The organism is Polaribacter sp. 2305UL8-11 (assembly GCF_058147165.1).
In genome coordinates this window covers 43,265-57,490 of sequence record NZ_JBYVJW010000012.1, presented here as the reverse complement: position 1 = coordinate 57,490, position 14,226 = coordinate 43,265, and the positions used below count along the sequence as shown (strand labels likewise).

6 protein-coding genes are annotated in these 14,226 nt (G+C 28.5%); 1 reads left to right on the top strand and 5 read right to left on the bottom strand.

Annotation, left to right across the window (positions count from 1 at the left end; genetic code table 11):
• Nucleotides 1–35 precede the first annotated feature (35 nt).
• The 4 genes from ACY2RW_RS11740 to ACY2RW_RS11725 all read right to left on the bottom strand — a co-directional run bounded on the left by ACY2RW_RS11740 (nt 36) and on the right by ACY2RW_RS11725 (nt 7,444).
• Nucleotides 36–2,489 carry an alpha-ketoacid dehydrogenase subunit alpha/beta gene (locus ACY2RW_RS11740; protein ID WP_490122918.1) on the bottom strand — a complete coding sequence of 818 codons (2,454 nt, stop codon included), beginning with the start codon at nt 2,487–2,489 and terminating at the stop codon, nt 36–38.
• A gap of 157 nt (nt 2,490–2,646) precedes the next feature.
• On the bottom strand, nt 2,647–5,424 hold the full coding sequence (locus ACY2RW_RS11735) for a gluzincin family metallopeptidase (protein WP_490122917.1): 2,778 nt from the start codon (nt 5,422–5,424) through the stop codon (nt 2,647–2,649).
• A 36-nt stretch (nt 5,425–5,460) separates the two neighbouring features.
• Nucleotides 5,461–6,735, bottom strand: coding sequence for a T9SS type A sorting domain-containing protein (locus tag ACY2RW_RS11730; RefSeq protein ID WP_490122916.1), 1,275 nt, complete (start codon nt 6,733–6,735; stop codon nt 5,461–5,463).
• Nucleotide 6,736: 1 nt separating this feature from the next.
• Nucleotides 6,737–7,444 (bottom strand): LOG family protein, encoded by a 708-nt coding sequence (locus ACY2RW_RS11725; RefSeq protein WP_490122915.1) that lies wholly within the window; start codon nt 7,442–7,444, stop codon nt 6,737–6,739.
• Between the two features lie 129 nt (nt 7,445–7,573).
• Between ACY2RW_RS11725 and ACY2RW_RS11720 the strand changes: the two genes are divergently transcribed.
• The gene (locus ACY2RW_RS11720; RefSeq protein WP_490122914.1) at nt 7,574–11,356 is read left to right on the top strand and encodes a transglutaminase domain-containing protein; all 3,783 of its coding nucleotides are present in this window, start codon (nt 7,574–7,576) and stop codon (nt 11,354–11,356) included.
• A 1-nt stretch (nt 11,357) separates the two neighbouring features.
• Here ACY2RW_RS11720 and uvrA read toward each other — a convergent pair whose 3' ends face one another.
• Nucleotides 11,358–14,180 (bottom strand): excinuclease ABC subunit UvrA, encoded by a 2,823-nt coding sequence (gene uvrA, locus ACY2RW_RS11715; protein ID WP_490122913.1) that lies wholly within the window; start codon nt 14,178–14,180, stop codon nt 11,358–11,360.
• Nucleotides 14,181–14,226: the final 46 nt, after the last annotated feature.

Below are 14,226 nucleotides of genomic sequence, written 5' to 3'. Positions count from 1 at the left end.
TTTTTGAGCTTTTAAAGTTTTTGTAACGTGTTGTTTTAATACAAGCTTTTGTGTTTTGTTGGATTAAAATCGTGCATAATTTCATAGATTTTCTCAAAAATATCTTCTGTAGAAGGTTTAGAAAAGTAATCTCCATCTGTACCATAAGCAGTTCTGTGTTCTTTGGCAGTTAAAGTGGCTGGTTTGCTATCTAAATACATATAACCATTTTGATTTTCTAAAATTTCTTGCAAAATATATGCAGAAGCTCCTCCAGGTAAATCTTCGTCTACAACTAATAACTTATTTGTTTTTGCTAAGCTTTTTACACAATCATGATTCAAATCAAAAGGTAGTAAACTTTGCGCATCTACAATTTCTATATCTATGCCAACTTGCAACAATTCTTTTGCTGCTTCTTGTACAAGTCTTAAAGTAGAACCATAAGAAACTACAGTAATATCAACTCCAGTTTTAATTGTTTCTACAACACCAATTGGTGTTTTAAATTCTCCTAAATTAGTTGGTAGTTCTTCTTTTAATCGATAACCATTTAAACATTCTATAACTAAAGCAGGATCATCACCCTCTAAAAGTGTGTTGTAAAAACCTGCAGCTTTTGTCATATTTCTAGGAACTAAAACGTGTATTCCTCTCACATTATTAATAATACCACCCATTGGAGAACCTGCATGCCATATACCTTCTAATCTATGACCTCTAGTTCTAATAATTAATGGTGCTTTTTGCTTACCAAAAGTTCTGTAATGTAAAGTTGCTAAATCATCGCTCATAATTTGAAGCGCGTACAACAAATAGTCTAAGTATTGAATTTCTGCAATGGGTCTTAAGCCTCTCATAGCCAATCCAATTCCTTGACCAACAATAGTGGCTTCTCTAATTCCTGTATCAGAAATTCTAATTTCGCCATATTTTTCTTGAAGTCCTTCTAAACCTTGATTTACATCACCAATATAACCTGCATCTTCTCCAAAAATAACAACTTCTGGATGTTTTTTTAAGATAGCATCAAAATTGTCTCTCATTAAAATTCTAGCATCTACAGAGTTTTTTTGTTCAGAGTAATGAGGCTCTTTTTCTAAAACTTGTAAGGCACTAGCACTAGATTCGCTTAATAAATAAGATGAGTATTTGTGTTTTGCTTCTTTAAAAATTTGTTTTATAAAATCTTGCAAAAGTATTTTTTCAGAAAAACTTTCATCTTTTAAATAACGAAGTACTTTTCTAGCACAAGATAAAACATCTTTTCTGTTAGGTTCTGTAATACTTAGCAAATCTTCTTTGTGCTTTTCTATAAAAACCCTGTTTTTACTTTTTAAAGCAATTTTATCTAATAATTGCGTTAAGGTAGATGCTTCAATCTTTATTTCGTTAATAAAAGCTGTCCATGCGTTTCTTTTTGCATTTCTAACTTCTTTTTTTGCATCTTTTTCAATTAAAATTAAATCTTCTTCAGAAGTTACAAATCTTAATGTTTCTCCAGATGCTGTTTCTAATTCGAAATCTAAAATCCATTGACGCATTTTTTCGATACAATCAAATTCTTTTTCCCAATTTAATCTTTCTTTGTTTTTATATCTTTCATGAGAACCAGAAGTAGAGTGTCCTTGAGGCTGTGTAAGCTCTTTTACATGTATTAAAACTGGTACATGCTCTTCTCTTGCTATTTTTGCAGCTCTATTATAAACATCAATTAATTGTACATAATCCCAACCATTAACAACTATAATTTCATACCCGTTTTTATCATTTTCTCTTTGAAAACCCATTAAAATTTCTGAGATACTTTCTTTAGTAGTTTGGTGTTTTGCGTGTACAGATATTCCATATTCATCATCCCAAACACTCATAACCATTGGTACTTGTAAAACTCCAGCAGCATTTATGGTTTCAAAAAACAAACCTTCACTTGTACTTGCGTTTCCTATTGTACCCCAAGCAACTTCATTTCCGTTAATAGAAAAGTTACTTTTATGTTGCACGCTTTTCTCATTTCTATAAATTTTAGATGCTTGAGCTAAACCTAACAAACGCGGCATTTGTCCTGCAGTTGGAGAAATGTCTGAACTTGAATTGTATTGTTTTGTTAAGTTTTTCCAAGAACCATCTTCATGTAAGCTATGAGTTGCAAAATGCCCTCCCATTTGTCTTCCAGCAGACATTGGATCTGCTTCTATGCTAGTGTGAGCATACAAACCTGCAAAAAATTGTTGTGCAGTTAACTCTCCAATAGCCATCATAAAAGTTTGATCTCTGTAGTAGCCAGATCTAAAATCGCCTAATTTAAAGGCTTTTGCCATTGCTAATTGTGGTACTTCTTTTCCATCACCAAAAATACCAAACTTTGCTTTTCCAGTAAGTACTTCACGTCTTCCTAATAAACTACACTCTCTACTAACTTTTGCTATTTTATAATCATTTAAAACTTCAGCTTTAAAGTCTTCAAAAGAAAGTTTTTCATTTGTCTTAGAATGTGTTTCTTGTAGCATTTTATAGAAATTTTATGGTTTTGCAAATATAACTTTTTTAGTTGATATTTAAAAAAATAAAATTTTTATTAAGAATATGATAATTTTAAGGTAATTAACTACTTTTTAACTGAAGATAATTCAAAGAAATTATGAAAATCTAGTGCAAAAATTAAGTTTATAGGAAGCCTCTTCTAAAAAAATTAAAGATGGCACCAAAATCTCCAGTAATTGTAAATCTTATTTTTTGAGGATAAGCACTTTGTGTAAGTTCCCAACCATTATTAGAGTACATAGGAAAGTAAATTTCGAAAATATTATGAATAAAATTAAGCCTAATTCCGTTTTCATAAGCAAAATAAGTAGGTGCATCTCTATTTTTAAGAAAGGCAACATCATTGTAAAACTCAACCCATCTCCACAAACCAACACTAGAGTTAAAAGCTAACATGTAGTTATTTGCAAATCTTGTGGGTAAAACAGATTTAAAACCACCTTCTGCAATAATAAATTGTTGACTAAAAATTCCTGAATCTTCAGATCTACCAAAATAATTAAGCTGAAATAAATAATCATTAGGCCTATCTAATCCAAAACTAAAATAATCTCCACTTGTTTTATTGCTTAAAAAAGCACCAGCATAGATTCTAAAATCTAGTTGAGTATCTGAAGTGGTTAAAGAACGATATCTAATATCTGCATCTACTTTAGAAAAATTTTCTGCAATTTCTGTAGCAAATTTATATCTAAGTTCTTTAATCATATCTATTCTGTTATAATTGTAACTTAAACTAAATATATTGTAATTATCTTGTTCTGTTTCAGTAGCTTGTGGTGCTACTTCTTTGTCTATATGAAGTATTTTTGCAGTAATAAATTTAGAGCCAGCATCTCTTAACGACTTTCTTTTAAATACAAGATTTACAAAAGGTATAAATGACCTGTAGGTTAAATTTGGTGCATAATCTAAGCTGTTTCCTGCTACTCCATAAGCTATTTTATAGATATTGGTTTTTTCGAAATATTGATTGTATAAAAAAGAAAAACTACCAATTACATTTTTACTCTTAAAGGCAAAGGCTGGAGAAATTTTAAATTCAAAATTTCTTGCAATAATAGGTTTGTTATGAATTTTTGCCCCCAAAATTATACCATTATAAAAGTTGTAGGATAAATTGGGTTGGTAAAAAAACTGATTGTAGTTGGGGTTTTCTATATCTTTAAAAAAAGAAAATTTTACAGGTTTATTAAAAAGTTTATTTTCTAAATTTTCCCAATTATTTAAGGTGTTGTGTTCTGGGTAAATGTTTTCAAAGTTTAACACCAAATCTTCAAAATTACCTTTAGGTATTTTAAAGGTTTTAGTGCTATCTATATCATTAATCCATTTTTTAAAACGAATGTCTTTTTTATTGCTAATACCATATAATGCAACTGGGGTAGTTATATCTCTTTTGTTTTTTATGGTTATTTGTATACTGTCTTTTTCAATTTTTGCCTCAGTAATTTTATAATCTATTTTCTTGCTAGTATTTATATAATCGCCAAAAAACCAGTCTATTTTTTTGGTTGTATTTTTAGCTAAAATTTGCCTAAAAACATCACTAGAAATATTTTTAGATCTATTTTTTTGATATAATTCTTTAATTGATTCATCAAGTACATTGCCTCCTAAATATTCTTTTAAATACTTGAATCCTAAACCTGCTTTGTAATTATTAACAATTCTTCTATTAAAATTAGATAAGGAGTCTAAAGAAGTGGTTAAGGCTTGGTCTAAAAATTGTCTAGATGTAAATTGATATACAAATTGGTATTTATCGTTAAATTTTAGTTTAGAAATATTAAAATTTCTGATGAGCCATTTATCAGAAAATTTACCTAATAGCTTAATTTCTGGGTAAAAACGCTGAACATATTCTAACATTAAATAATTTTGGATACCTTCTAATAGCCAATAATCTTTTCTCCTATTTAATAAAAGCGTATTGTCTATATATTTTTTTGAAATGGCTTTAAATATGGTCAAATCCCATTTAAAGACATCAGAAAAAGGACTTAAAAAACGAGGCAATTGGTTTAGACCGTAAATAGGGTTTTTTCTTTGTGTAGCTTTGTCTACATAAATATCTTGGTGAGGATATTTACCTAAATATTCTTCTAAAAATAAGAGTTCTCTATTTAAAAGATCTCTCATTAAATTTGAATCTATTTCTTTGTCAAAAACATCTGTATGAACAGTTACTGTTTTTGTTTTGAAAACTTTATTTTTAGGTTGTTTACTAATGTTAATGAGAACATCGGTTTTGTTTTTACCAACTAAGTAATAATTTGTAACACTATCTTTTTTTGTTTTGTATTGATGTAGGTTACTCTCTAGAATATATTGTTTAGGAACATCTAAGTTAATTGTAAAATTTGTTGGGTTTTCATATAAATCGTCTAAATTTAAGTTGCTCATTAATTGCCAACCATTTTTATAAACAGCAGGTGCTAAATACCAAAAACGAAGATGAAAACCTTTATTTGTAACTCCATAACCTGTAAATTTTGCATTGGGTATTTTAACAAGATAAGTAGTTGTGATTTTTACGCTATCGCTAGGATTTAGAGGTTTTTTTAAATCAATTTCTAAAATATCTGGATGGGCTTTTAATTCATCAAAAAAAATATTTTCGAAACTTGTAGAAACATTTTTAATTTTAGAATATCCTAAATTTTTCTTTTTAGCAAAATAAAGATCTTTTCTAAAATCTTCTACAAACCTTTTAGACAGTGGTGTTTTCCTATCTTTAAAACTATTTGCCCAATTATGAAAATAGACTTTTGCGAGTATAGAGTCTGAATTGTTGTAAAAAATAGTCTCTTGTTGTAGTTTTAATTGATTGTTTTTTACATCTAATATCCCTTTGATTTTTATTGAATTTTGCTGTGCAGCACAAATTAATGTTAGCAAAAAACATAAATATGATATGTGATATTTTCTTTTCAATTAAATTTTTACAAATTTCGAAGGTTTGTAAGATTCTGCTTTTAAATAATAAACCCCTTTTGATAAGCTACTAACATCTATATTTAAAATTTTATCACTATTAATAAATTGCTGTTTTACAACTTGTCCAAGATGATTTAAAATTACTATTTTTTTATTTGTTAAAAGAGACGTATTTATTTTTAAGTGAGTAGCTGTAATGGTTGTACTTAAAAAATTAAAAGTATTGTATTTATCTGTAGATAAAACATTTTGTGGCGTTTCTAGTTCCATAACAATAGGTAGATGATCGCTAAATTGATACAACGCATTTCTTAAGTTTTGAGAAAAATTTCCTGTACAACTAGTACTACTGACAAAAGAATTGTAACAATTACCATTATTACCAATAGCTTTGTAAGAACCTGTTTTGTAAAATAAATTGGTGTTGGTTTTTAAATTTTCGGACATTAATATAAAATCAAAACGATCATCCATACCACCACCTGCACCATCTGTTAATGTAAATGTTCTTGTAGATTGCGAATGAACATCGCTAAAAGAACTATTATTCCAAAAATAAGTTGCATCATGGTCAACATCATAATAATCCTTTCCATCATCAGGAAACTTTGGGCATAACCTGTTTATAGGATCAATAATTTTTATAGAATTATTTTTATCAATCAATTTAGAAAAGCCTTCTTCATTACTTGTATAAAAATTAAAGTCTCCTGCAAAAATAATGTTGCTATTAAGAGGTAATCTTTCTAACTCTCTAATAAAATTATTTACAGAGTTTAATCTTTTTTGCCTGTTTTCTAAACCTCTAGAAGCTTTTAAATGAGTTACAAAAACTTCTATTTTAATAGGATTAGTGTCAGAGTTTACAGTGTTTAATTTAAATGTGTAATGGTTTATATCTCTAATTCCAGTTGGTATGACAGCTGTTGTTTCTAAAATTAATTTTTTAGAATTGTAATATACCATTTGTAGTAAACTAGTAGCAGGAGATTGGCTATATTTAAAAGGTGCTTTTTTAAAGCTATTTTTAAAAGGTAAAACTGCATTTTTAAAAAGGTAATTAGAAGCTATTTCGTTTTTCATTTCACAAACCATAAATAAGTCTGGTTGCACTGCCTCTAAAATTGTTTTTAAATGAGGTGTTCTGTTTTGGCTTTCTATGTCTGAATTATAATTTAATGTATTATAAAACATGGTTTTTATGTTGGTTTGACTGTAAGTTATTACAGGCCAAGTAACTAAAAATAATAAAACAACTCTTTTAAAAAACATTTTAAAAATTAGGTTTTAGCTTGTATTTAGAATAGAATTTGTTCAAATGCTCAATAGCTTCATCTGCAGTGTCTACCAATCTAAAAAGATTTAAATCTTTTTCACTAATATTTCCTTCTTCTAAAAGTGTGTTTTTAATCCAATCTAATAAACCACTCCAGAATTTTTTTCCTACTAAAACAATAGGGAATCTACCGATTTTATGAGTTTGAATTAAGGTAATGGCTTCAAATAATTCATCCATTGTACCAAAACCACCAGGCATTACAATAAAGCCTTGAGAGTATTTTACAAACATTACTTTACGAACAAAAAAGTAATCAAAATCTAAGCTTTTTCCAGAGTCAATCCAAGGATTGTCATGTTGCTCAAAAGGCAATTCTATGTTTAAACCAACAGAAAGTCCTTTACCTCTGTTTGCTCCTTTATTACCAGCTTCCATAATTCCTGGTCCACCACCTGTAATTACACCAAAACCATTTTGAGTTAGTTTAAAAGCAACTTCTTCCGCCAATTTATAATATGGGTGATCTGGCTTTGTTCTTGCAGAACCAAAAATAGATACACAAGGGCCAATTTTACTTAAACGTTCGTAACCATCTACAAATTCTGCCATGATTTTAAAAATGGCCCAAGAATCATTGGTTTTTATTTCGTTCCAGGTTTTTTGTTGTAGTTTTTCTCTTATTTTTCTATCGTCACTTGTCATAAATCAAAAAATTTAAAGGCTTTTTTACTAAAAAAGGCTTGCTAAATTAACTCTTTTTTTAAGAACTTCTATTATTTACCTTAATATGTTTTTTAAATTATTTAGATTTGCTTTTCAAAAAAAAATATTATGAAATTCAAGGTCTTTTTACCAATTCTATTTTTACTTTTTTCTACAAAACTTAGTTTGTTTTCTCAAACATATAATTTTAATAGTTATTGGGATTTATTACTAAAAAATAAAACAAAAGAAGCTTATACTTTTTTTGAGAAAAATGTAAAAGATTACGAAAAATCTTTAGAAACACTTATTGAAAAAGAAATTTTGAGAAAAGAAAATGGTCTTATAAATGGGGGGTCTAAAAATTTTGTAGAGCAACTAACAAAGTTTAAAGATTTTGAATACTATTTGTATGCTTTATGGACAAACTCTTACCTTTTTGATAATTATTTAGTAAACGGTTTTCATTCTAAAAATAGTAGTGTAATTAGAAATATTAATGCAGATGATATTAATAATAAAACCATTAAATATGCTTTGCTTTATTTAAAAGCTATTTTAGAAAGAGATAATAAAAATTTTAAAGGCTACAAAGAGTATATTTCTAAAATTCCAGTTATTAAAAATTGGCAGTTTTGTGGGGTTTTCGAAAATTTAAATCAAAGTGGATTAGATACTTCTTATGAACCAGAAAGTATTGCAAAATCAAAAAAAGACTTTAATGCAAATTCAAACGGATTTGTAAATTGGTATACGCCTCATAAAGATTTTACAAAAGAATCTTATCAATTTTATAGCAATCATTCAGAATTTGGTTATGGAGTACATTATGCACAAACCTTTGTGGAATCTGATAAAAGTCAAAGAGTACAGTTAAGAATAGGAAATTCATCTGCTTTTAAAGTTTGGTTAAATGATGTTTTGATTTATGAAAATATTAATGATGTAAACACAGATATTGATGCTTATACAGTAAATGTAAACTTATCTAAAGGTACAAATAGGCTATTAATAAAAAATGCAGAAAGTAATGGAACACCTTATTTTATAGCTAGATTTTCTGATTTTAATGGAAATCCATTAACTAATGTAACGTTTTCTAATGTTTATAAAACATATAATAAAGGTTCTTTAGCAACTGTTAATCCTAAAAAAGTAACAAATAGTATTGAAGATTATTTTAAAAATAAAGTTGCGAAAAATCCATCAAATTTTCTAAATCAATACGCTTTAATATCTACTTATCTTAGAAATCAGAAGTATAAAGAAGCTAATAAAGTAATAAACCCAATTATAGAAAACTACAAAAAGGCATCATTATTAAGAGTTCTTAAATCTATTATTTATAGCTATGAAAGAAATTTTAATTTGGTAAAAGAGCTTAATAAAAACATAATTTTAGATGATCCTAACTACTATTATTCTCTCTTAAAAAGAGCAACAAACTCTAAAGAGCTTGGTAGTATGAATATTATAGAGTTAGAAAAATATTTAGAACAACTTAAAAATGCTACAGATTATCCAGTAATTAGTTTGGTTACAAAGTTTGTTTTAGATATTAGAAATGAAGATCTGGTCGCTTTAAAGAAAACCATGAATTTAATAAAAGAGGAGGCTTCAGATAGAGTAATGGTACTTCAAAAATTTATTCCATTGTATGATAAGATTTTCCAAGAAGAAGGAAAAGCGATTAAAGAATATGAAAAAATTTTAGAATCAAAATTTAATGTTGCTATTTTAAATGGTTTGGTTGGTTTTTATGATAAACAAGATCGTAAAGAAGATGTTATTAATTTATATAAAGATTATGTAAATGATTTTCCGTCTGAAAATTACATGTATTTTAAATTAGTTAAAAAGCTTCATAAATATAAACAGTATAAAGAATCTATAAAATATTTAGAACAAATTTTAAAAAATTACCCTTATTCCTTTGATGCAATGCAATTAATGGGGACAGCTTTAATTCAAACAGGTAAAAAAGAGGAAGGTTTAGAATTTTACGAACAATCTTTAATCTACAATAATGGAAATACATCTCTTTTAAAAAAAATAGAAAATTTAAAAAGAAAGGCAAATATTTTAGCTGATTTTCTAGAGCAAGATGTATATACTTATGTCAAAAATAACAGGAATAAATATAAAGATAACAATTATGGTAGCAATATATTATTAGATAATAGAGCTATACAATTATATGAAACAGGAAGTTTAAAAAGTAAATCTTTACTCTTGTATGAAATCACTTCAAAAAACGGAATAGAAGATTATAAAGAGTATGATTTGGGACTTACAGGAGGCTATACAATTTTAAAATCTGAAATTATAAAAAGTGATGGTAGTATTGTTCCAGCAGAGAAAAGTAAATCTAAATTTGTTTTTAATGGGTTAGAAGTAGGAGATGTAATTCATCTTTATTATGAAACAACTTCTAATGGAACAGGAAGGTTTTATAAAGACTTTACAGATTCTTATCAATTTGATTCAGAAAGTTTTTGCCTTAAAACAAAGTATACTTTAGTAGCACCAAAAACTTTAAAATTTGCATCAAAAGTTACAAATGGTAAATTAGATTATTCTAAAAAAGAAGTAGGTGAATATGAGGTACATAATTGGGAGTTATTAAATGCAAAAGAACTTCCAAAAAGCGAAGATTACATGCCATCAAATTCTGAGTTTGCAAGATATGTTCATATAAGTACAATCAATTCCTGGAATGATATTGCAAATTGGTATTCTGACTTAGTAAGATCGCAGTCTGTACTTAATTTTGAGGTAGAAAAAAAGTTTAAAGAAATTTTTCCTGAAAAGAATATTCTAACACTTTCCGAAGAAGAAAGAGCAAGAAGAATTTACTATTATATTATGAATAACTTTACCTACAGCTTTGTTAATTTTAAACAAAGTGGTTTTATTCCGCAAAAACCAGCAAAAACCATAGCTACTAAATTGGGTGACTGTAAAGATTTCTCTACACTATTTGCAACTTTTGGAAGAAAAGCAGGTTTAGATGTGAACTTGGTATTGGTATTAACCTCAGATTATGGGAAGAAATCTATTGTTTTGCCTTCTCAAGACTTTAATCATTGCATTGTAAAAGTAAAATTAAATGGAGAAGATCAGTTCTTAGAATTAACAGACAATAACTTGCCTTTTAAATCCATACCAAACAGTTTATTAAATGCAACTGCTTTAGAAATTCCATATAAAATTGATAAAAACAAAACATACGATTTATTTCATTTAACAGATTTAAAAGGAAAACCTTCTAATTTAATAACCAATGTTTCTTTAAAAGTTGATGAAAATAAAACTCAAAAAATTCAAATACACTCAGAAATAACAGGAAGTTTAGCTTCTGCATACTTTGGTATTTTAAACCAAGGTAATTATGAGTTGATAAAAAAAGAAATAGCAACAGACTTTAAAGATAGAATTGGTAATGGAGTGGTTTTAGACACTATTACAAATATTTATGCCCAAAAAGGGAAAGATATTTTGTCTTATAACTCTACACTACACTTAAACAATAAGATGAATGAAATGGGTTCTATGACCTTTTTTAAATTACCAATGGTATCTCACGCTTATAGTGCAGATATTATTAGTTTAGAGGATAGAAAATATTCTATATTTTATCAGAATTATGAAAACGCTAATTATTATAAAACTACTTACAATGTAGAAATTCCTAAGGGCAAAAAAATGATTGAAATTCCAGAAAACAAAAAGTTTTCTTTTAAAAATCATTCTTATGAAATTAAATTTAGCTCAATTAAGGAAAATATTTTAAAGGTAGAAATTACAGCAAATACAAGTTTAGAAGAAATTAAAAAAGAAGAATACTTAGCTTTTAAATCTTATGTAGAAAAAGTTTTAAAAGCCAAAGATATTTTAATTGGCTATAAATAATTTAGCTCAACTCTTTTTTCAAAAACTTAGCAGTATAACTTGTTTTATGTTTTGCAACTTGCTCAGGTGTTCCTGTGGTTAAAATTTTTCCGCCTTTTTTTCCACCTTCCATACCAACATCAATAATGTAATCTGCGAGTTTTACAACATCTAAATTATGTTCTATAATTAAAACAGTGTTACCTTTGTCTGCCAATTTGTTTAATACGTCCATTAACACTCTAATGTCTTCAAAATGCAAGCCAGTAGTGGGTTCGTCTAAAATATAAAACGTATTTCCTGTATCTCTTTTAGAGAGTTCTGAAGCTAATTTTATTCTTTGCGCTTCTCCACCAGAAAGTGTGGTAGATTGCTGTCCTAAAGTAATATAGCCTAAACCAACATCTTTAATGGTTTTTAGTTTTCTATAGATTTTTGGGATGTTTTCAAAGAAGTTTGTAGCATCTTCAATAGTCATATTTAAAACGTCAGAAATAGATTTTCCTTTGTAACGAATTTCTAAAGTTTCTCTATTAAAACGTTTTCCTTGGCAGGTTTCACATTCTACATGAACATCAGGTAAAAAATTCATTTCTATCACACGAACTCCTCCTCCTTGACAAGTTTCACAACGTCCTCCTTTTACGTTAAAAGAAAATCTCCCAGGTTTGTAACCACGAATTGCAGCTTCTGGAGTTTTGGCAAATAAACTTCTAATTTCATCAAAAGTTTTGGTGTAGGTTGCTGGGTTAGAACGTGGAGTTCTACCAATTGGAGATTGGTCTATATCAATAACTTTATCTACGTGTTCTAAGCCTTCAATCTTTTTATAAGGCATTGGTTTTTTTACTCCTCTGTAAATATGGGCGTTTAAAATTGGGTATAAAGTCTCGTTGATTAGTGTTGATTTTCCACTTCCAGAAACACCAGTTACACAAATCATTTTTCCTAAAGGAAATTCAACCGAAACATTTTTTAAGTTGTTGCCAGAAGCACCTTTTAGTTTAATGGTTTTTCCATTTCCTACTCGTCTTTTTTTAGGAACTGCAATTTCTTTTCTACCTGTTAAATAATCTGAAGTAAGCGTTTTATGTTTTTTTAATTCTTTAAAAGTTCCTGCACTTACAATTTCTCCTCCATGTCTTCCTGCTCCAGGTCCAATATCAAAAACAAAATCTGCATGTTCCATCATGTCTTTGTCATGTTCAACCACTAAAACAGAATTACCAACATCGCGTAATTTTATTAAAGAATCTATCAGTTTTTGATTATCTCTTTGATGTAAACCAATACTTGGCTCATCTAAAATATATAAAACTCCCACCAATTGAGAGCCAATTTGGGTTGCCAAACGAATTCTTTGTGCTTCTCCACCAGAAAGTGATTTAGAGGTTCTGTCTAAGGTTAAATAATCTAAGCCAACATCTAATAAAAACTGAATTCTGGTTCTAATTTCTTTTAATATTTCTGATGCAATTGTAAGTTGCTTTTCAGATAAATTTGTTTCAATATTTTTAAACCAAGCAGCCAACTCAGTTACATCCATTTGAGCTAAATCACTGATGTTTTTATCTGTAATTTTAAAGTGAAGTGCTTCTTTTTTAAGACGTTTTCCAGAGCAAGTAGCACAAGAAACTTCATCCATAAAACCTTTTGCCCAACGTTTTATAGAAGTACTTTCTGCATTGTTGTATTGACTGTTGATAAAGGCTACAATTCCTTCAAAATCAATTTTATAATTTCTGGTAACTCCAACTGTTTTAGATTGTATCTCAAAAGACTCATTACCACCATTTAAAATGATGTCTAGAGCTTCTTTAGGAATGTCTTTTATGGCATCTGTTAGTTTAAATTTGTAACGCTCTGCAATGTTTTGAAGTTGCTTAAAAATCCAGCTATTTTTTTGTTCACCTAAAGGGATAATTCCGCCATTTTTTATAGAAACAGAAGTGTCTGGAATCACTTTTTTAAGATTGATTTCATTTGTAATTCCTAATCCATTACAAGAATTACAAGCTCCTTTTGGCGAGTTAAAAGAAAACGTATTTGGCTCTGGATTCGGATAAGCAATTCCTGTTGTTGGGCACATTAATTCACGACTAAAATAACGTGGATTATGATCATCAACATCAATTACCATCATTATATTATTACCAGAATATAAAGCCGTTTTTATGGTTTCTTCCAAGCGTTTTTCAGCAGATTCGTTTATTGCTAACCTATCAATAACAACCTCTATGTCATGCGTTTTATATCTATCTAAACGCATTCCTTTTTCTATTTCTTTGATTTCTCCATCAACTCGAACTCTAACAAAACCTTGTTTAGAAATTTGCTCAAACAATTCACGATAATGCCCTTTTCTAGATTTGATTAAAGGTGCTAAAATGGCTACTTTTTTACCAGCAAAATCTTTTAAAATGAGTTGCCTGATTTGTTCATCAGAATAACTCACCATTTTTTCGCCAGTGTTGTAAGAATAAGCATCTGCAGCTCTTGCAAAGAGTAGCCTTAAAAAATCGTAAATTTCTGTAATAGTTCCAACAGTAGAACGTGGACTTTTGTTGGTGGTTTTCTGTTCTATTGAAATTACTGGAGAAAGTCCGTCAATCTTATCAACATCAGGTCTTTCTAATCCGCCTAAAAACTGTCTTGCATACGCAGAAAATGTTTCTATATATCGTCTTTGACCTTCTGCATAAATAGTGTCAAAAGCTAAAGAAGATTTTCCACTTCCACTCAAACCTGTTATTACAACAAGTTTTTCTCGCGGAATTTTTACATCTATATTCTTTAAATTATGAGCTCTTGCTCCGTAAACTTCTATGTATTCTTGGTCTTTCAAAAGTGCGGATTTTACAGAAAAACGCAAAGTTAATCAAACCAATTCA